This window comes from Oceanobacillus sp. FSL W7-1304, assembly GCF_037969805.1.
Lineage (GTDB): Bacteria > Bacillota > Bacilli > Bacillales > Amphibacillaceae > Oceanobacillus > Oceanobacillus profundus.
Genome location: NZ_CP150211.1, coordinates 3,728,750 through 3,750,521, shown reverse-complemented (window position 1 = coordinate 3,750,521; position 21,772 = coordinate 3,728,750). Strand labels below are relative to the sequence as shown.

Here is a 21,772-nt window from a genome sequence, read left to right as displayed (position 1 = left end):
ATATCCTTTCTTTTTTAGAATTCCATCTCATCTGGCCAGTGTAGCTCGATACCTTTTTCGATTAATAACTGTTGATAAGCTTGTAAATGTTTCGAGTTTTGTCTAACTTCCTTTGGTTCAACCTCATTCGCAATGGCGTAAGCGGCTAAATATCCGACTGCCTCCCCAATATTCCATTCAGTGGGATGCAGTCTGTAACATCCATTGGTGATTTGCGTGGTTCCAATATTTTTACATGCTGGCAGTAGATTTGTTACGCGCAATGGAATCAATGCACCAAGCGGGATTTCATAGGGATAGGTAGGAATATAAAACGTGCGATTTGAAACAGTCGTATGGTGTAAATCAAGGTGATAGCTTCCTACGCCAACACTATCTGGATAGGTGCGAATGCTTTCCCGTAAATCTTTACTAACATCATTCTCTGTTATCGTATATTGCGCCTTTATTCTCCGCGACTCGCGAATATAAGGATATTTAGCAAGTCCGTCGTCCGTTCCCAAAACATCCATACGTAATCGTAAGCCTGGATAACCCTTCCCACCATCCAATCTTGGAGCCTCGGTTTGCAACCAATATAAAAGAGACAGACTTAGCTGCTTTGCGCCTTTTAAATGCTTTTCTCGCTCCTCTTCGGTAACATCAATAATCGAACCTAGAAAATAATCATTTTGTGGCCAATTTATCAATGACACATCACCGTCATATATTGAACCTATTAGGTTCGTAACGTCCAGTACCCTTCGATAAGTAAAAAGAGCTGGAATATCCTGTTCGTTAGGAAACAACGTGAATTTCTTCATCGTACTTGTATCCAAAGAATTAACGGCATACCAACTAAGTAATGGCCATTTCGAATAACTCGGAATATAGCGTTTCCAAAAATCATACTGGTCGGGTTTCTCAATAATACTATTCCTTTCTTTTAGGTAGTCGACTGCAAGTACATGTGTAATAGCCTGTACATCTTTTGAATCCACCTGTAAAGGAGCATGTGGCTCGCCCGTTTCCTTCTGGGACTCAGCACCAATCACATATTCTACCCCTGCAAGCGGGAGGACGTCGCCACACTCCGTAGCATCTAAAAAGTAGCTTCCAGTAAGTTTTGTCAGCTCTCCTTTTACACTATCTCGTATAACTACAGATTCTATTACTTCGCAACTTGTTTGGACATCGATAGGTTTATGGTTTAACAGGATACGAAGTTTTCCACTGTTTACATAAGGTGCTAACATATCCTCAAGTACCTGTAAAGCAACTTTTGGTTCATGCGAAAGACGACTCACCCATGCATTGCCGGGATTCAATCGTTCTTCCTTCATCGCCTTTTCTGTTAAGGCATAGTTCTGTTTATAATAATCTCGTACACGATTTCTAAAATGACGATAAGTAGTCGTACAACCGAACTCCTCAATCCAAGGATGCTCATCAGGCGGGACCGCTTGGCTTGTCAATTGGCCGCCGATCCAATCGGTTTCCTCCGTTAACATAACGGATAACCCCATTTTTGCTACCGACAATGCCGCAATGCATCCACCAAGACTCCCTCCGACAACGATGACGTCTGCCGCTTCCTTCCTCATCCCGTCAACTCCTTCCTTTTACAATTGATTGACTCGGTAATTAAATCGTTTTCGTTTCCAGTTCTATACCGCATTCAAACATCCGATTCCAGGGTGCATACGTTTTTAGCTTTTCAATTTTTAATCGCTTAAAGCTATTCATCAATAAATCGCTATAACGTCTCTTCAACCGCTTATCTCGTTCTTCACTCACAAGGTCTGCTTTATCTTTTAAATCAAAATACGATAGATTATGTGCAGCAAGAAAATCTGCTAACATCTCCATACGAATTTCGGCTTGATAAAAATAATCATCTAACAAATGATAAATTAAGTTTTGTTGGATTACAGTTTGGTCGCCATCCATCCCAATGACTCCTTGGGCAATCGTTGTACCAAGCGTATTACAATTTGTATTCCAGCCTTTATAAGAAAGTAATTTATCTAAAATTCCAGCTTCATCTAACAGTGTAATAAGCTGAGAATCACCACCATTTGCATATGCAGAATCTGCTACAACCACTTTTTTGCCTTCCTTTAGATAAGAGGCAATCTGATCAACGAAATGTAATAAATTTCGAAAGCTAGAATACGTTATATCCTTCTTACCTTGATCCCAAGCTTCTTGCATCACGCGACCTGGTGTATTATAGGCGAGAATTATATCCGCTTCTTCAGCTCGATCAACCAGCTGACAACCACTAGCTAAAACATGTGACTTAAGACTTTCGGCAAAAGGGCGATCCTCATACATTGGAATAATCTGAGGTCCTAATATGCTGCTCCAAATCGGATAAATTCTTGGCCGTTTCTGATAATAGGTATTATAAATTCGTGTGAGCAGGGTTGCACCAACCTCATCTGCACCGGGATAAATATGAACCTCGTTATAAAGCCTGAGCTGTTCACGTTTTACTGCGACAATAGCTTGGTCCCTTGCCGTGTAACCATATTCCGCACTATCATCCTGTGGAATAGCAAGAAAGCTAATCACTCCCTCTTTAACTAATTCCAACATAGATTGATTGATATGCAGGTTAAAGCTTCGTCGATTTTCATAATCCTCCACATATTGCTTTGGGAGATTTTGCTGTATTGCTATAAGTTCAGCTGTTTCATCATCCGTTAATCCACTAACATTTTGCTTGTCTTCCAAATAAGCATGCAGGAAAATTTCTCTTCCCCACTCCTCATAATAGGTGGGCTCCTCATCACTAGAGCTATACTTAGGAGTGCGCATAATCATGTTAGATGCATAGATAGGTAATTTTGGATACTGTTGATGGAAATTTCGTAACCTTTCTATCCATTTCTCGACGGTTCCCTCCGACAAATAATGAATACGAGACGGAAGTAAACCACCATAGACAAGCATATCGATACTAAGAATAATCGCATCCACCTCAGGAGCGGCACGCTGTATCCATTGCCACATCCCATCTGTATCGGCAGGTTGCTTTTTAAACCCAAACAGTACCTTAGGGGGTAACAATAAATCAATATCCTTCGCTGTAGCTGCGATTCGTTCTACAACATGTGTATTACAAGGTCGTTCGTCAATTGGAGTATAGATGATTTTCATTTACACACCTCTTTATTACATAACTTTCGTTTTTTTCAATGTTTGTATTTCTTTTAAAAAAGTATCAAGTAAATAAAATAAGGATACTTCACGAATCGAATGCGTAACTTTTCCTACTTCATTGCCGGAAGGGATAAAAAACGTAATATCCGCTCTTTCTGTTATCGGTGAATCCTGCTGGCTAGTCATTCCAATCGTTGTTGCATTGCACTTCCTAGCAGCTTCAAGCATTTTTAGTACATTTGCGTTAAATCCTGAAATACTTATTCCCACTGCTAAGCAGTGCTGATCCAGTAAGTGAACAGAGCGATCCATTTGATAGCGATTCGAAAAAACGTCAACAGGTATGTGAAGTTCCATCATTTTATACTTGAGTTGATTCATCACATATTCCATTTCTTCAGATCCGTATAAAATAATGCGTTTCGCAAGCTTAAGCTGTGATCCAATTTCCCCAAAATCAACTGATTGGTTTAACGTATCGATTTTTTTCAGGATGTTAATATAGTCTTCTTTAATCTCTACTTGACTAGAATTCTCTGTTTTATCGTGAAGCCTTGTTCCAATCGTTGCTTCTTTTGCCATCATACGCAGCTGATTGTAGGAACCAATTTCAAGCTTCTTGCAAAACCTCGTAATCATCGATTCAGAAACATTGATTTTGTCAGCCATGTGAGAAATGGTATGATTAGGTACGTCGCTTAAATTCATCGTTACATATTTTGCTATGGCAGCTTCACCTTTGGTTAATTTATGCTTATTTGATTCAATCATCGTCGTAATCCGATTGAAAGGTTGCAAGGATTCTTGAAGTAGGAAATGCCGTAATGCACCAACCATTCCTGCATCATTTAAATTCCCCGCAATTTCAATTTTCGTTTTACCTAGTAGTGCAGGTATAAGATCCTTCTTTAATTGCTTCATAATAAGCGGATAAAGATATTCCTTTTGATTGGTTATTCCTCCACCAATCACAATCATTTCTGGATTCATCATATAGGCAATCGTTGCAATTCCCTTTGATAAGTAATACACAAGCTGATTGATTTCTCTTATGCAAACCTCGTCTCCATTCAATGCGAATTCAAATATTTCCTTCCCATTAAGCTTATCCTCAGCAAAGCCTTTTTGCTTTGCCACATTTTTTACAAGAGTTCTTGTTGAAGCAAGTTCCTCAAATTGACTTCCTTCAATTGGAATATAACCAATCTCTCCACCACTATAGCTATGACCGCTGTGCAGCTTATTGTCGATAACATAACTCCCGCCAATTCCTGTACCAACTGTGAGGCAGAACATGCTTTTAACATCTTTTCCTTTTCCAATCCAAGATTCTGCTAATCCCACACAATTTACATCGTTCTCCACTTCCACCTGTAATTGAAAATAAGTTTCCAATTCTTTTTTGATTTGCATTCCGGTATAATTTGGAATGAGGGAAGAGGCATATAGTATTTCCCCTTTTTTAGAATCGACCTGGCCAGCCGTGCTAATGCAGATTCCAGCAATAAGATAGGATTGAAGCAGTTCATCCCCAATCTTTTTTACTTTATTGATCACTTCTAATCCCCCTAAATCTGCCTCGGTAGGGACTTCATTTTTATAAATAATACTGCCATTCTCTTTGAGAACACTGTATTTGATTAACGTGCCACCTATGTCAAATGCGATAAATTCTCTCATTGTACCTCTCCTTACAAACTCGGATCACGTTATAGTGATCTGGCCAAATTTTAATTGTGCACTTATCCCTTAACTGCTCCATCCGTTTGTCCGGAAATAAAGTATTTTTGTAACCAAATAAAGATGAGTAGACTAGGTATCGTCGTTAAGATGGAAGCAGCACTTATTAGTTTTAAATTACCCCCATCAAAGTTTTGTGACATTTGCGCTAATGCAATTGATAATGTATACATGCTGCTTTCTGTCGTGTTGATGAGAGGCCATAAGTAATCTCCCCATGTAAAGGTAAACGTATAGATTGCTAGCGATATTAACGTCGGTTTCACAAGCGGCATAGCAACCTTCCACCATACTTGAAAACGATTCGCACCATCCAGATACGCAGATTCCTCCAATTCTTTAGGTACAGTCAAGAATGCTTGGCGCATAAAATAAATACCAAATGCAGTCGAAACCTGCAGCACAGCTAAACCTACATAACTGTTTCGCAACCCAAGCTCACCTGCGATTTGAAATAGAGGTGCCATATATAATTGGAAAGGAACGGTCATCGTAGAGATGATAAGCGTAAGAACAATACTTCTTCCTTTAAAATTCATTCGGGCAAGTGCATACCCAGCCATACTGCTGAATAGTAAGTTAAACGGTACTGCAATGCCAGTTACGATGACAGTGTTTAAAAGGTAGCGTAAGAAATCAGTCTTATAAAATGCATCAACAAAATTTGCAAACGTTGGATTAGCAGGTAATATTCCATCATAGATTCCTTGTGTTGCAGGCTTTAATGCAATAAATAACGTATATAAAAACGGACCAACCGTTACAACACAAATTGCGAGCATGACAATATAGAGGATAATTTTCTTTGTTTGTGTCTTTGCTTTCACTTTCTTTCAGCTCCTTTTAGAGGTTGTTCAAAAAGTCCGGTAAAAATGACACTTCGAATTTCCTCGTTGGCGAAATAGGAACTTCTACTAAGAGCGCCCACGTCCTGTGGGCAACGTAGAAGTCAGCACATCCTGTGCAAGCCCGTTCCTCACGTATTAAGGGATTCAATGAACTTCTGTTAAAACCGTCCACGTCCTGTGGACAATACAGAAGTCACCACATCCTGTGAAAGCCCGGTACTCAAAGCTTCGCCGCCTTGAACTTCTTGGTCCTTTTTATCCTCCCTTTGAACACACACTTTTCAAGCCTTCAAATCATCTTCCCGACCACTTGTTAGCTTCATTTGAATGAGTGATCCAATAATGGCTAACAGTAATAAGACTAGTCCAGCAGCAGAAGCAATGGACACATCCAAATTCATGAACTTATCGTAAATATACATAACAAGTGTAGTAGTAGCCCCAGCTGGACCACCATTGGTTGTCAGAGCTATTTCTTCAAAGACTTTCAATCCGTTAATAATAGTTAGAACCGAAACCAATGTCATGGAAGGAACCATCATCGGTACCGTAATCTTAAAGAATTGTTGTATGCCATTCGCACCGTCAATACTTGCTGATTCATACACTTGTTTTGGAATAGATTGCAGGTTTGCTAGATACATAATCATATAGTAACCTAGCCCTTTCCAAACGGTAATAAATGCGACCGCGATAAGTGCTGTTGTTGTATTCGTTAAAAAATTCATTGGAGAATCAATTATGCCTAGTTTTACGAAGAAGTTGGATACCGTACCATCCTGGGAATAAAGCATTTTCCACATTAATGCGGCTACGACAATCGGCGTTACAACTGGTAAATAATAAAGCACCCGAAAAGCCCCAACAGCACGTATTTTTTGATTAACTAAAACGGCTAAAATCATCGGAAGAAATATGTTTAAAGGAAGAACAATGGCAACATATAAGATTGTGTTCACAAATGCCATCCAAAACATTTCGTCCGAGAATATCTCTTTAAAATTAGCAAAACCTACAAATTCACTTGTATCTGCAATAATCTTATAATCTAGAAAACTCCATTGAAACGCTTCTATAATTGGTATTGCTAAAAACGTTACTAATATCACAATAGATGGAAGTAAGAATAACCAAGGTGTAATAGCTTCTGTTAGACTCTTTTTGGAGAAAGGATGTCTACTCATTCATATCCCTCCTGAATTTAGAGACTAGCAAGGGCTGCTAGTCTCTTCAGTTTTGTAATGTATTAGAATGTTGGTGTTAAACCAGCCTTTTCAAAGGATGCATCCCATTTTTCTGTGATTTCCTGCAAGGCTTCTTCAGGAGTTATATCTCCTTGGATATTTTTTACAAATGCCATTTTAACTATTTCATAAAGCTCAGAAGAATTTTCTACCGGTGGAATAAGCACCTTCGAACGTTCAAGAGAAGTTGATGCTTCTAACATCCCCAACGCTTTAGGTGAGTCCCCTGGATTCGTAAAATATTCATCCTCCAATGATTCCGTTGTGGAAGGAAGTACCGTTCCAGCAACTTTTGCAAACTCTAATTGATTTTCTGCATTCGTAACAAATTCCGCTAATGCAACTGCCGCATCTGGGTTATCTGTTTTTGATGGAATAGAAAAATTCATAACAGCTACGTTCATTGGCGCATCTAAGGCATTTAATGGTTGACCAGCTTTTGCTGCATTATATACATCTGGTGCACCAGATTCAATCGGTCCCAAGAAGGTTACCCCACTTTCAAGGAGGGATACATTATTAGCCATAAATAGTTCTTGTGCAGTAGAGAAAGATCCTTCCGCATTTTCCTGTGGCATAATCCCTTCTTCATACATTTTTTGTGTTAGCGTAAAGAACTCAAGAATCTCTTCATTTTCAGTTAATAACGCTTTTCCTTCTTCCACAATCGGCTCACCATTCGCTATGGAAATCATCTTTTCGATTACCGTGTCACCTTGGTTGATGATTTGGTAGTAAGAAGGTTTACCTGTTGCATCTGTAATAGTCTTGGCTGTATCATAGATTTCCTGTGTGGTTTGAGGAGTTTCCGTAATTCCAGCTTGTTCAAAATGGTCATTATTGTACCAGCTTACCGTAGTTGTTAAATACCAAGGTAAGGCATATAAGTCTTCTTCAAAATACCCTGCTTCAAAAGGGCCATCTAAATAGGAATTTTGGACTTCTTCACTTACTAAGTCATTTAACTCTAAAAGCCCACCTTGTGCAGCAATATTAATCATATAACGCGGTGCTAGATTCACAACGTCTGGAACATCATCACCAGTTAGTGAAGTAAGTACTTTTTGTTCAATTTCATTTTGTGGAATATCTTCTATGATGACATCAACTTCTGGATGCATTTCTTCAAATGCTGCTTCTAAATCAGCAAAATAACTATCAAATGGTTCACCAGCCAATGAAGCAGTCCACATGGTCACTTCCCCTGAAAGTTCACCTGATGATCCAGCGTCTGAAGTAGCATTTCCTTCATCCTCACTACTACAAGCCATTAAGCCAACTAAAAGTAAAGCAGTAACTAATGCAAATGAAAGTCTCTTTTTCATTCTTTTTTCCTCCCTTTTAATTGTGAAAACGGAAATTACCTCTTTATGAAAGCGTTTCCTTAACCTTTATTTTAATTGTTTGATAATTATATAGCAAGACTTTTCAGAAAAAATTTCTACTTTTTATCCTAATTTGAAAATTATTTCTATTAATTACTGTTTGCCTTCATTCAGATATATACGATATACAACTCTCTCTTACATACATTCTTAAAAAGCAACAATAAAATCAGATGCATGTAGAACTCATGCACCTGATTAGAATAATATTATGAATAACTCTTAATCCTTCACAACCATACCTGATGGATATCCGATATACAGCTGGAATTAAAACTAATTTAACCATTATTGTAAACAGCAGAAGAGATATAATCGCTGTCTCCATTGGCACCTGTTAATCAATTTCCAGTTGCATGCAAGCTGCGTGTACTGTTCGACCGTTTCTGCATCTTTCGTTTTCAAGCGCTGGACCTGGATAATAAGTTCTACTGGGTTTAACAATGGAAAGCTCACAAGATCTTAAACACTACGAATCCCTTATCGTAACCTGCTTCAGTCGTTCCAACCCTAAATCCTCGTCATTTATTAAAAATCCTTTCTGACAAAACCATGGTAAAGACAAAAAATTCAGCTTCCATCCAATTTTACCAATTAATAATATGAGGCTCGCCAAGTATTTTAATATTTTCATTTTGTTTTGCTTCAGCCAATAGGCTCTCTGAAATATAAATTTCCTTTATATGGAGTGTATTTTTTATTCGAACTAGCCGCACTTTTGATGGATCAAATAAAGCAGATGTTTTTATTCCTGCTTTAACTGCTGATTCTGGAGTATCCATGAACATTGGAAACTTTACCACATCGGTTACAAGACTTGTAAGGGCATTGGCAAATCCTTTATCCCAGGCTGTTTTTTCAAATACTTTTCGAGTGGTTATATCCGCTAGACCTATTCCGTTTGCATTATGATGTGTTTGTTCAGTGAGATCCAAAACTATGATTTTTGAGGTTTTTTGATCTCCTGTTGCGTACGGAGTCGGATATCGCCCGGTGATATGAGGATCCATCCCGCTTCCTGAAATATCTTTTCCGAGCTCGTCCACCACGAGAACATCAATAGGATTAAACATTAATCTCGGCATAAGTGATTTGGCTTCAAGTAACAATTCAGGTTCAACTTCAACTATTTTTTCGGCAGGAACAGCTATAATTTTGGCCGGTCTGTCATACGCATTTTCAATTGTACCAAGCCCAAAGATTATAGGAGCGTTAGCTAAAGTTATTCTAGCCATTGCCGGTACATGTTCGGCCATATATTTGAAACTGTAAGAATGTGCAGCATCCGCCCCTTTTTGTTTGCCAAGACCAATCGTAATCATTTTTGCAAGACCACTCTCATGGGTACCACGAAAGGCAGTATGCGGTTTAATCCTTGCTATAAAGATAATTTTATCCGCCTCGTAAGCATTTTTATCGATATATATTGGTAACCCCTTTGGTAATCTACCTAATTCAACGACATCCATAGTAGATATAATCGGAGCTCCAATGAATTCCTCTATAACTCCCAGTTTCTCTAATACATCCCGTTGACCTTCTGCTGTTGCCCCTCCGTGACTACCCATAGCTGGTACAATAAATGGTAGCCCACCAACTGATTTAACAGCATTAACTACTTCCCTTGTTAAAATAGGAATATCCGCTACACCTCGGCTTCCTACGGCAATTGCAACGCGATCACCTTCTGTAATTCTCGATAGCACCCCTGCTTCCTTAATCGCATCATGTACAGCTTTGTCTACCTCTAAAATCTCGGGAGCGTAAAAATCTTGCTGCACTTTAACCATTCTAGGTAAAGGTATGTCTTTTATTAAGGTTTCAATAACACGCATGCCTGCCACCTCATTATCATTTGATTACTTCTCATAACACCATTCCTATTCGAATGTTTTATTCCTTCTATAGTCCGCGACATCTACAAGCATAGTGAACGACCTCTTCTTATCAACCCTGTTTGTACTTACATGAGAATTCTTTAGACGAATTTTAGTTGACTATTTGAATGCCTTACGTCTAGAACTCTTTTCAGTCATTTCCTGTTTATTCACCCAAAAATGCGGTTTCTCTTTGTTTTTAATTCGGATAATTTCCTTTGCGCAATCTAATGACATTTCGTTCATTGCTTCGTTGGTTAATGCGGCTATATGTGGTGTGACGATAATATTATCAAGTTCCCACAAAGAATGATTCAAGCAAGGTGGTTCTTGTTCAAAAACATCTAATGCTGCCCCAGCGATAGACTTTTCTTTTAAAGAGGTTGCTAATACTTCTTCGTCAACCAACCCTCCCCTTGCAGCATTAATTAAAAATGCTGACCGTTTTATCCATCCGATTTTTTCTTTATTAAATAGATGATGGTTGGATGTATTGTAAGGTAAATGCAAGGATATAAAATCGGCTTGTTTAATCAATCTTTCCAAATCATTTTCAATAGAGATATAATCAATCATTGGTTGATCTATATATGGGTCGTATGCAATCACCCTCATCCCGAATCCTAGAGCGCATTTTTCAGCTACCAACTTCCCTATATTACCTAAACCTAAGATCCCAAGGATTTTACCTTTTAACTCTGTTCCAGGTAAACTATTTCGTATACTAAAATCTCCCTCTCTAACTGCACGATCAACCTTATTTATTTGACGAGAAATGGAGAGTATCAATCCAACTACATGTTCTGCTACGGAATTAATATTAGCAGTTGGTGTATTGGTTACATAGATTTCACGATTCGTGGCTGCTTCTATATCAATGTTATCTAAACCAACACCGTACCGTGCTATAATTTTCAACTTAGTTGCGTTGGCAATTATTTCACTGTTTATTATGTTTGTTCTAAGCACTACCGCATCGTAATGTTGTATGGAACCCTTAAGTTCATCTGTAGTCATCTCCTGTTGCACATCAACTGTACAACCATTGTTTTCCAGATAATCAATACCTGCCTGCGCTATTTTCCTTGGAACTAATACGCTAAATTTCATTTTTCTCCTCCTAATTGCATTTCGTAAATAGTATGAATACACACAAATTACTTATTGGATAATTTACACTTCGGATGAATAAACGTAGCTTCCTGATTTTAGGGAAACAATAATCTAAGAAATATACATATCTCCTCTTATTTCATAATTTCATACACCTAAACAACTTTTTATACAAAATGAAAACAGGATAATAAACTGTTCCTGTTTACATCCTGTATAGTTCTTCTAAGAAGCAATTATTCAGATTAGGTATTCAATATCTTGTTTCGAACAAAACTCAAATGTTTGTACATTTGTTTAAAAGCTTCATGGGGATCCCGCTTTTTTAAGGATTCATATATTGCAAGGTGATGTTCCATCGTAATCTCGGGTTCGCGATATTCAATTAAACTATCCGTTTTTTCATGTGTAATAAGAAGTGATGTGATCATACCTTCTAAAACTGGATTATTTGCACTAAGCGCGATAATTCTATGAAATTCTTTATCGTATTTACCATAGTTTGTATGCGCGTTTATTTTAATATCATTGATTGAATTATATAAACGATCCAATTGTTCATCCGTAATTTTTTCAGCCGCTATCGTCACAAGTCCTAATTCTAATGACATACGGGCTTCAAACAGAGCAGGTAAATTATTAATGGAGAGTGAGATCATCGCTGTAAATGGATTACTTCCTACCTTGTCATTTACAAACGTTCCTCCACGGGGTTTGCGAGTAATTATTTCCAATGTTTCAAGCGAACTTAATGCTTCCCGCAACACTGGTCTACTAACATCTAATTGCTTCATTAATTGCATTTCAGGTGGTAGCTTATCACCTGATTTTAATTGCCCACTTACCAAAAGAGCGACAATTTTCTCTAACACTTGCTGTGAAAGTGTACTCCTTTGTACTGTATCGACAAAATAATTTTCCAAATTAGTCATTCCTCCTCAAACACTGCTATCTATATATGTTTTCCAACTAACGAACCCTCTTTATTTTAACATTTTATTATCATTCTCTAACTAAGCAAGGTTTTTTATTATTAAATTCCCATCCAGGAATTAAATATTGCATGGCGATAGCATCGTCACGTCCCCCAAGATTTTGTTCATTATATAATTGATTTGCCTCTTTGATTTTTTCCATATCTACTTCTATACCAAGACCTGGTACTTGTGGCACCTCTATTTTTCCATCGATAATTTGAAAAGGTTGTTTTGTTAATCGTTGTCCATCTTGCCATATCCAATGGGTATCTATCGCTGTAATATGCCCCGGGGCTGAAGCAGCCACATGTGTAAACATCGCGAGTGATATATCAAAATGATTATTTGAATGGGACCCCCAGGTTAATCCCCATTCATTGCACAATTGCGCCACCCTAACTGATCCTTGCATTGTCCAAAAGTGGGGATCAGCAAGTGGTATATCAACCGCATTCAGCTGTATGGCATGTGCCATTTCTCTCCAATCCGTTGCAATCATGTTCGTGGCGGTAGGGATACCTGTCGCACGACGAAATTCTGACATTACCTCACGTGACGAATAGCCACCCTCGGCACCACAAGGATCTTCAGCATATGAAAGAACATCTTGCTGATTTTTACATAGATGAATTGCTTCATTCAATGACCAAGCTCCGTTCGGATCCAATGTGATTCTTGCATTGGGGAAACGTTTGGACAGTGCCTTTACAGCTAATATTTCTTCTTCTCCCTTTAAGACCCCACCTTTTAATTTAAAATCATTAAAGCCATATCGTTCATGTGCAGCTTCAGCAAGAGAAACGATTGCATCAGGGGTTAAAGCCTCTTCATGGCGTATCCTCATCCATTTATCTTTTGAATTGGGATTACTTACGTAGGGAAGATCTGTTTTCCGTTGATCACCGATGTAAAAAAGATACCCTAGCATCTCCACATGTGTTCTTTGTTGTCCATCACCAAGCAGTTCCGAAACTGGAACTCCAAGAAATTTACCCAATAGATCAAGCAAGGCTGCCTCCAGAGCGGTTACTGCATGTATTGTTGTCCTAAGGTCAAATGTTTGAGAACCTCTTCCACCCTCATCCCTAAAAGAGAACATTGTTCGAACAGTATTTAAAATATTATTATAAGCACCAATTGGTTTACCTATTACATAAGGTATTGATTCTTCAAGCGTTTGACGGATCGATTCTCCACCTGGAACTTCACCTACTCCTTTATTCCCATGATTATCTTCTAAAATTACAATGTTGCGCGTAAAAAAAGGACCGTGTGCTCCACTTAAATTCAATAGCATACTGTCATGACCAGCTACTGGAATAACGATCATTTTCTCAATTCGCAATGTATTAATTCTTTTTGGATATTCTGTACTTACCATACAGCATTCCTCCTATATTGTTAAAATTAGTTTTAATAGAAATTATTAAATTTTAAACGCTAATCGTTTATCGAATTCTAAAATATGTATTGCCTTTTGATCAAATGTAAGTGTAAATAAAAGGATGCCACTATATATGCTTTGAAACTTTAAAAAATGGGGAGTAAGCATAGCGTGCATAACTCCCCTTTCCATTATTATTTTACAAATACCGTTTTTATTGAAGTATAAAATTCTATCGCAGCCCGCCCTTGTTCACGGGAATGGGAACTTGATTGTTTCATGCCTCCAAATGGGGCTTGCAGCTCTACCCCAGCGCTTTCTGCATTGATTCTAACCAGTCCAGCATCCATTTCATTTATGAACTCCAACATATTTCGAACTTTCGTTGTAAAAATAGAGGCACTTAGACCATATTCCGAATCATTTGCCATTTCTAATGCCTCTTCGACTGTATCTACCTTCATAAGGGCCAATACTGGTCCAAAAATCTCCTCTTTGGCAATGATCATGTTCGTTGAAACCTCCTCAAAAACAGTTGGTTCCACAAAATAACCATTTGTTGTATCGGGGGTAGAAACACGCTTACCACCAAATATTAGTTTAGCACCTTCCTTCTTGCCCTTCTCTATATAGGAAAGTACATTCTCAAGTTGACCTTCACTAACAACAGGTCCCATCCAGTTACTTTCTTCCATTCCACTTCCGACAGTTATCTCAGCAACTTTTTTAAGAAGCTTTTCTCTGAATTCATCATAAACCCCGCTTTGAACGATCACTCGACTGGTTGCCGTACATTTTTGTCCAGTCGATTTAAGTCCTCCACTGATAGTTGCATCAACAGCAAGATCCAGATCTGCATCATCCGTAACAATTACAGGATTTTTCCCTCCCATTTCGAGTTGGTATTTAATTCCGCGATTCAAAGCCGCACTACCAATTTTTTTACCAACATTATTTGACCCAGTAAAAGTAATGCCATCAACCTTGTGATGTTCAGCCAACCCTTGCCCAATGACAGACCCCGATCCTGTCACCATGTTAATGACACCTTTTGGAAGCCCAGCATCATGAAAGCATTCAATAACTTTTGCACAAGTTACCGCTGTATCACTGGCTGGTTTAATTACTACTGTATTTCCATAAATAAGTGCCGGGGAGATTTTCCATATAGGAATCGCAACAGGGAAATTCCAGGGAGTTATTACCCCTACTACCCCAAGTGGCGCCCTTGTAGTAAACATAAGTGCTTCACTGTCCGATGACGGTATAACATCGCCTACAGATCGCATTCCCTCCCCCGCATAATAACGTAAAATCGCAACACCTCGTGCTGTTTCACCTTTTGCTTCAGCGAATGTCTTGCCCATTTCCTTCGTCATTGTTTCAGCTATACTTTCCAGGCGTTCTTCCATAACAGCAGCAACTTTAAACAGATAATCGCCTCTTGTACTTCCTGATAGCTTCCTCCAACCTTTTTGGGATTGACTAGCTGCAACAACTGCTTCGTCTAAATCATTAGCAGATGATAGTTGATAAGAACCTAAAACTTCGGCATTTCGGGAAGGATTTAAACTTTCTGCTGTTTTACCTGAATCAGATGCAATCCATTCACCATTAATATAGTTTAAATATGTCTTGGTTTTCGTTTCAGTAGTCATAAGAACCTCCTATTTTAATGTTGTTGCTGCTTTTGCAGGGTATTTTTGTGAAGCTTTATTAATAATTTCTTTTAGCTGCTCATAATGTTGATCCTCCACCTTGGCGACTGGTGCTCTTACATGTAAACTTACCGGAAGACCAATGGCTTTCATCCCAGCCTTAATAAGTGAAACCGCATATCCTTTCTTTTGACTTCTAATTCGATGAATCGGTAAAATAATTTCTTCATACAAATTGTGAGCCATCTCTTTATCCCCACTTAAAAGTGCTTCATAATACATCGCTGAAATATGAGGGATATAGTTGGATATTGCCGATGAATAGGATCTGAATCCAAGGTTTATATAGGCCTCCATCGTAACTTCTGCTAAGGGCATTCCGTTTATCCATGCAAGACGATCACCAAACAAATGTGTAAACTCTGCGATTTGTTCCATATTACCAACACCGTCTTTAAAGCCTATCAACTGCGGAAACTCACATAATCTCCTTAATGTATCCGCATTCAAAATACAGTTATCGCGGTTATATACAATAGCATTGAGATCAGTGTTTCCTATAATCTCACTCAAATAATTGTATAAACCGTCCTGTGACGGATTGATTAAGTATGGTGGCATGATCAAGTAACCATCTACCCCGAGTTCTTCGGAAATCTTTGTCTGTTCTAGAGCAGATGTGATATTGCCGCCTACACCTGTATAAAGTGGAACGCTCCCCTTTACTCTTTCAACAGCTACTTCTACTATTAACCGGTATTCTTCATTACTGAGAGCATGAAATTCCCCGGCCCCACATGCTACAAATATGGAAGATAGTCCTTCCTTTAGCAAAAAGTCAATATTGGCTTCTAATCCGTTTAAGTCTAATTTCCCTTGTTCGTTCATTGGTGCAACCGGAAAACCTAAGATCCCCGATGGGGCTTGTCTTTTCTTCGTAACCATATAAATTCCGACCCTTCTTCATTATAATTATGAATATTATGTTAATTATATTGTAAGACAAATAATAATAGATGTCAATCGCATTGACCGATTATTTATATTTATCATGTAACAGGAGATGGATTAAATAGTGCAAGATCATTGTGAATCCCCCATTTATCCGCCCATGTCTTTTTCGTTCCACTGGCAACCTCAAGAATATCCTTAAAAATCTCCCATCCTATTTCTTCTATCGTTGCTTCCCCATTGGCTATTTTCCCTGCATTTATATCGATGAGATCATGCCATTGTTCTTGCAAAGTATTTCTTGTTGAAACCTTCAGCACTGGGGCAATCGGCAGATTATAAGGTGTTCCCCGCCCTGTAGTAAATACTTGTAAATGAATACCTGATGCGAGTTGAAGTGTTCCGCAAACAAAATCACTTGCAGGAGTAGCAGCGAAAGTTAATCCTTTCTTCTTTACCTTTTCTCCAGGCGCAAGTACATCCGTTATTGGCAAGGTTCCCGATTTAACAATTGAACCTAATGATTTTTCAACGACATTTGATAAGCCACCCCGCTTATTTCCTGGAGATGGATTTGCACTTCGATCCGCCTGCCCTTTGTTCAAGTAATTGTCATACCACTTCATTTCGCGGATTAAGCTATCCCCCACCTCTTTTGTAGCAGCACGAGGAGTTAACAAATGAACCGCGTCTCTTACTTCTGTTACTTCCGAGAATAAAACGGTTGCTCCTGCTCTGACGAGAAGATCTGTCGCAAACCCTAACGCCGGGTTTGCAGTGACCCCGGAAAATGCATCACTACCACCGCACTGTACCCCGATTACCAAATCTGAAACGGAACAGACTTCCCTCTTACGTTTGTCTAATTTATCCAATCTTTCCTCTGCCATATTAATAATGGACTGGACCATATTTACAAATCCACTTTCGTTCTGTAAGGTCAAAATATTATCATTATCTTCTCCATCATTTAGACGCTGTGGTATTAGTTTTTCACAGCCCAATCCAATAATCATTACTTCTCCACCAAAGTTTGGATGTTTGGCTAAATTTTGTATGGTACGAATTGGTATTTTGGCATCAGGAGCATTGATGGCAACACCGCAACCATAGTTATGATTTAAAGCAACTACATCATCTACATTAGGAAAACGAGGTAACAAATCTTCTTTAATTCTTTTCACTGCGTATTCCAAAACACCCACTACACATTGAACACTAGTTGTTATACCTAAAATATTTTTTGTTCCTACACTTCCATCGGAATTGCGATAGCCAAGGAAAGTGAATCCTTCTTCCAATGGAGAAACATCTACTAGATTAGTAGAAAAAGGAAGATTGTCTAATCCTGGGGGAGAAGGCATATCGACTAAAGATTCCCTTATCCAGCTCCCTTTTTTTATATGATCTTTTGCATATCCTATCACTTCACCGTAACGGATAATTTCTTCTTCTGCCGCTATATTACATAATGCTACTTTATGCCCCTCGGGGATTCTTTCGTTAAGTGCCAAACCACATGAAAATTTGGCGCCTTTCGTTAGTCCCCCCGAATTTACGATAATTGCTGTATTATCCTTGGTACTCACTTTAATATATATAGGAGTATCAGTATCTAATTTATTGCCCATTTACTTCATTCCCTCCTCCTAAAATATAAATTACATTATCAAAACTACTTTATTTCCCCTCGAATTCAGTCAACGCTGCTAATAGTGCTTTTATATAGCCTATAGAATAGGAAAATCCTAAACTCGAAGCTTTCCAGCCAATATTGGAGTGTCCCCATCTATCATCCAGATCGGGTGTGTCCCCTGCCATTGTTGGTACGTGATCTGGATTTATGCAGCCGTTGTAACCAACCTTCCTCAGTTCTAGCAACAATTTAAACATGTTCATATCCCCATCATCTAGTAGCGCCTCCTCAAAAGCTCCAGCAGTAGGTAAACTCCCCCTTACATTTCGGAAATGAACCAAGAATATTCTACCTTTGCGTCCAAAATGGTTGATTTCATCAAGAACGAGAGAGGATCCCCCTGCTTCTGCACGTGTTCCAATACAATATACGAACCCAACATTCTTATTAGGAAAATCATCGATAATACGGTGCAGTCCCAATCCTCCAAATGGTGAATCTGGATGTGGCGTATCAGAAGGATGCATTGCAATGTTGACATTACTATTTTGGGCTGCCGGGACAAGCTTTCCATATGCACCTTGAAAAGCAGCCCACCATTTCTCTAATTCTTCGAATGTAGGTGTTTCCGCCTTTTCTTTCATGATCCCAAGACTTTCCCCACGTGAAATGGCCCCACCTCGCTGTATTGCTTGATAGCTTTTAGATAAACCGTAAAACACATCGCCTTCAAACCGCTGTCTAACAATATCAATATTGGCTTCCCCAAAAGTCTTAACTGCATTAATGGAGTTTTCGAGTTCGCGTTCACTACCTGGACGATTTCGCATAAAGTTATCACTTAAGTTTGGTAGTGTAACCCTATTAATATCCATGCCATATGACCGTATTTTCCTTTGTAGTTCTAGTAATTTATCCAAGTCAGGATAGCCTTGCTCTTTTACTCCTGCAAATGAGTTACCTGCACCAAAATCGATGCAGTCTACACCCAGCTGGGACATTTGCTTTAAGTCCAACTCAGATAAATCTGTGGTATTCACAGTTACTGAAACCTTCATCATTTTGCGTCACCCCTATTTATTAGTTAGATAGATTCACTCGGTTTTATATTGATTCCTCGTTAGAGTAAAAATAATATTTTGACAGATCATAATATTCTTGAATATATTGGAATAAATTCCTAATTTATCAGCATCTTGATATTTCCCCACTCTATTTTTGGATATTAGTTATCTTCCTCTGATTTCTTATAAGCTTCTTGATAACTTGCATTGATTTCTTCTAGCTTTTTATTCGTCTCTTCGGAGTTTAAAAAGGTTGGACTAAGCCAAGAATTTTCAATCTCCTCTTGGTAATCTTCATTCGCAACTACCCGGTCCATTGCATTCGAAAATTTAGTTACTATTTCTTCTGGAGTATCTTTATGGAAACCCCAATAAAATGCTTTATCGATAACAATATCTACTCCCTGCTCTTTAAACGTCGGAACGTCTGGAGCTCCTTCAAGTCTTTCCTCACCCATTATTCCAAGAGGAATCATATCACCAGACTCAATATAGCCGCTAATTAATCCGAGTGATGTTGGAACAATATCCACACGTCCTCCAAGAAGTGCAGAGATCTTATCGGATGCTCCCCCAATATCAACGATGTTAAATTCTACACCGGTAAGTTCCTGAAATTGTAGTGTTTGAATATAAGTCATGGAACCTATTTCAGTTGCCATCGTTACCTCTCCAGGGTTTTCCTTTGCATATTCTATCAATGAAGGTAGATCATTAAACTTCGAATCTGCTGAAGTAACAAACGTATTAGATTGGTCTAATACCCCAACACCCGCCATTTTAAAATCGGTATAGGTGTAGTCTGTAAGCCCAAAGATATTATTCAGAAGCATAGAGTTATGAAAGGCTAGTACTGTATGTCCATCTGCTTTAGCATCCAAAACATTTTGCGTACCCGTTGCTCCTCCCGCACCAGTTACGTTTGATATAACAATGTTAGTGTCAAGTTCCTTTTCTAAATATTTGGCCATAATTCTTGTATTCAAGTCTGTATCTCCACCTGCCCCTGCTGGTACAACAACCGTAATTGGACCTGAAGGATAGTCACTTGCCGGATCATCTTTAGCATCTGAAGATCCATTAGCTGCGTTTTCAGCACAAGCTCCTAGAAGCACTAGTAATGCAATAAAAACAGAACCCAAAAGCGTTTTTCTTAAAAAGTTTCTCATAAATTTTCTCCCCTTATTTTTTATTTCAATGGGATTTACCCATAAAAAGTGGATTTAAGTACCGGTTTTTTCTAAGTTATCGGTGGACTCTTGCTTTTTATTTTTCTTGTTTTTATATATCGCAAAAATCAATGAAACTATCGTGATTGATAGAAAGGTTGCTGCAATTGGTGAAGTTAGAAATGGCATAAAGTCACCTTGCGATAGCATCAATCCCCTTCGTAAATTTGTTTCTAAAAGCGGACCAAGAATGAACCCTAAAACTAAAGGAGTCAATGGAAACCCAAATTTAATCATCAAATAACCTATTACACCAAAGAAAATCAACGCTCCTACATCAAACAATCGATTATTAACTCCGTAAGCACCAACTACACAAAGAACGAGGATAATCGGCAATAGTATATAGCCTGGAATACTTAATAGCCGTACAAATCCCTTCATACCTAAGAACAAGAATAGAGCCATAAAAACATTCGCAATCAGTAAAGCAGCAAATATACCATAGACTATATCCCCACTATTTTGTATTAACAAAGGACCTGGCTGTAAACCATGTAATACGAGTCCGCCCAAAAGCATTGCAGTTACAGTATCACCTGGTATTCCAAGAGAAACGAGTGGCACAAGCGCTCCCCCTACAGCAGCATTATTCGAAGATTCGGAAGCAACGACCCCGTCAGGAATCCCAGTGCCAAATTTCTCAGGCTTTTTGGATGAATTTTTTGCGGCAACATATGAAATGATATTAGAAGTTCCACCGCCAATCCCCGGGAGGATTCCAATCGCAATGCCAATGACACTTGACCTTAGAAAGTTCCATCCTTGTCCCAAGTATTCTTTTATACTTACCTTGTAATTTACCTTTTTTAAATTCGCCTTAACTGAACCCTTCATTTTCTTTTCCGCTGAAATAAAGATCTCAGATAAAGCGAACAGCCCAATTAGTACTGGTAATATATTAAAACCGGCATCCAAACTATGGAAGCCAAATGTAAATCTAGGAAATGCATCAATAGGTGCTGAACCTACCATCGCAAAAGCGATACCGAGTAAACCCGCCATTATCCCTTTTGATAATGAATTGCCAGAAAGACTTGCAATCAACGTTAAAGAAAAAATGACAATGGCAAAAAATTCATACGGACCAAATTGAAGAGCTATTTTGCCTAGTGGTGGGGCTATCATGATTAGAACAACAATACTCAATAATCCCCCTAGAAACGAGGAAACAATAGCAAAACTAAAAGCTTTCCCTGCCTCTCCCTTCTGAGCCATTGGATATCCATCGAAAGTTGTCGCAATGGACGATGGTGTACCTGGCAACTTTAAGAGGATTGCGGGTATCAATCCACCCGATACGCCCCCAATGTATAGCCCCATTAATAAGGACATTCCTGCAACTGGTTCCATTCCATAAGTGATTGGCAAACAAATAGCAACTGCCATTGTTGCTGTTAACCCAGGTATAGATCCAAATATTAGCCCTAAAAATACCCCTACTATAATAAGTAAAATAATGTAAATCGTTAATACGGATTCAAACCCTGCTAAAAGCATATCTAACACATGATAACCT

16 protein-coding genes are annotated in these 21,772 nt (G+C 38.6%); all 16 read right to left on the bottom strand.

Annotated elements, in window-relative coordinates; translation table 11 throughout:
* Nucleotides 1-14 precede the first annotated feature (14 nt).
* The 16 genes from NYE61_RS18520 to NYE61_RS18445 all read right to left on the bottom strand — a co-directional run bounded on the left by NYE61_RS18520 (nucleotide 15) and on the right by NYE61_RS18445 (nucleotide 21,753).
* Nucleotides 15-1,583 (bottom strand): FAD-dependent oxidoreductase, encoded by a 1,569-nt coding sequence (locus NYE61_RS18520; RefSeq protein WP_303451329.1) that lies wholly within the window; start codon nucleotides 1,581-1,583, stop codon nucleotides 15-17.
* 40 nt (nucleotides 1,584-1,623) lie between these two features.
* Entirely contained in the window at nucleotides 1,624-3,144 is a 1,521-nt protein-coding gene (locus NYE61_RS18515) for a DUF4127 family protein (RefSeq protein WP_303451332.1), read from the bottom strand.
* Between the two features lie 15 nt (nucleotides 3,145-3,159).
* Nucleotides 3,160-4,827: an ROK family protein gene (locus NYE61_RS18510; protein WP_339316293.1), complete on the bottom strand. Its 1,668-nt coding sequence runs from the start codon at nucleotides 4,825-4,827 to the stop codon at nucleotides 3,160-3,162.
* A 62-nt stretch (nucleotides 4,828-4,889) separates the two neighbouring features.
* On the bottom strand, nucleotides 4,890-5,714 hold the full coding sequence (locus NYE61_RS18505; protein ID WP_303448701.1) for a carbohydrate ABC transporter permease: 825 nt from the start codon (nucleotides 5,712-5,714) through the stop codon (nucleotides 4,890-4,892).
* Nucleotides 5,715-6,016: 302 nt separating this feature from the next.
* The gene (locus NYE61_RS18500; protein WP_095313890.1) at nucleotides 6,017-6,919 is read right to left on the bottom strand and encodes a sugar ABC transporter permease; all 903 of its coding nucleotides are present in this window, start codon (nucleotides 6,917-6,919) and stop codon (nucleotides 6,017-6,019) included.
* Between the two features lie 62 nt (nucleotides 6,920-6,981).
* Nucleotides 6,982-8,304: an extracellular solute-binding protein gene (locus NYE61_RS18495; protein ID WP_303448704.1), complete on the bottom strand. Its 1,323-nt coding sequence runs from the start codon at nucleotides 8,302-8,304 to the stop codon at nucleotides 6,982-6,984.
* A 647-nt stretch (nucleotides 8,305-8,951) separates the two neighbouring features.
* Nucleotides 8,952-10,199 (bottom strand): lactate racemase domain-containing protein, encoded by a 1,248-nt coding sequence (locus tag NYE61_RS18490; RefSeq protein ID WP_095313886.1) that lies wholly within the window; start codon nucleotides 10,197-10,199, stop codon nucleotides 8,952-8,954.
* A 162-nt stretch (nucleotides 10,200-10,361) separates the two neighbouring features.
* Complete coding sequence (locus tag NYE61_RS18485) at nucleotides 10,362-11,351, bottom strand: hydroxyacid dehydrogenase (protein ID WP_303448707.1); 990 nt, start codon at nucleotides 11,349-11,351, stop codon at nucleotides 10,362-10,364.
* A 248-nt stretch (nucleotides 11,352-11,599) separates the two neighbouring features.
* Complete coding sequence (locus NYE61_RS18480) at nucleotides 11,600-12,286, bottom strand: FadR/GntR family transcriptional regulator (protein WP_095313884.1); 687 nt, start codon at nucleotides 12,284-12,286, stop codon at nucleotides 11,600-11,602.
* A gap of 70 nt (nucleotides 12,287-12,356) precedes the next feature.
* Nucleotides 12,357-13,712: a glucarate dehydratase gene (gene gudD / locus NYE61_RS18475; RefSeq protein ID WP_303448710.1), complete on the bottom strand. Its 1,356-nt coding sequence runs from the start codon at nucleotides 13,710-13,712 to the stop codon at nucleotides 12,357-12,359.
* A 197-nt stretch (nucleotides 13,713-13,909) separates the two neighbouring features.
* The gene (gene gucD / locus NYE61_RS18470; protein ID WP_095313881.1) at nucleotides 13,910-15,373 is read right to left on the bottom strand and encodes an alpha-ketoglutaric semialdehyde dehydrogenase GucD; all 1,464 of its coding nucleotides are present in this window, start codon (nucleotides 15,371-15,373) and stop codon (nucleotides 13,910-13,912) included.
* A 9-nt stretch (nucleotides 15,374-15,382) separates the two neighbouring features.
* Nucleotides 15,383-16,318: a 5-dehydro-4-deoxyglucarate dehydratase gene (gene kdgD / locus NYE61_RS18465; RefSeq protein WP_095313880.1), complete on the bottom strand. Its 936-nt coding sequence runs from the start codon at nucleotides 16,316-16,318 to the stop codon at nucleotides 15,383-15,385.
* Nucleotides 16,319-16,422: 104 nt separating this feature from the next.
* Entirely contained in the window at nucleotides 16,423-17,955 is a 1,533-nt protein-coding gene (gene garD, locus NYE61_RS18460; RefSeq protein ID WP_303448714.1) for a galactarate dehydratase, read from the bottom strand.
* Between the two features lie 49 nt (nucleotides 17,956-18,004).
* A complete protein-coding gene (locus tag NYE61_RS18455) occupies nucleotides 18,005-19,021 on the bottom strand; it encodes a mannonate dehydratase (RefSeq protein ID WP_339316286.1) in 1,017 nt (338 codons plus the stop codon).
* A 164-nt stretch (nucleotides 19,022-19,185) separates the two neighbouring features.
* Nucleotides 19,186-20,193 carry a tripartite tricarboxylate transporter substrate binding protein gene (locus tag NYE61_RS18450; protein WP_095313876.1) on the bottom strand — a complete coding sequence of 336 codons (1,008 nt, stop codon included), beginning with the start codon at nucleotides 20,191-20,193 and terminating at the stop codon, nucleotides 19,186-19,188.
* 54 nt (nucleotides 20,194-20,247) lie between these two features.
* Complete coding sequence (locus NYE61_RS18445; protein ID WP_316246668.1) at nucleotides 20,248-21,753, bottom strand: tripartite tricarboxylate transporter permease; 1,506 nt, start codon at nucleotides 21,751-21,753, stop codon at nucleotides 20,248-20,250.
* Between the last annotated feature and the right edge of the window lie 19 nt (nucleotides 21,754-21,772).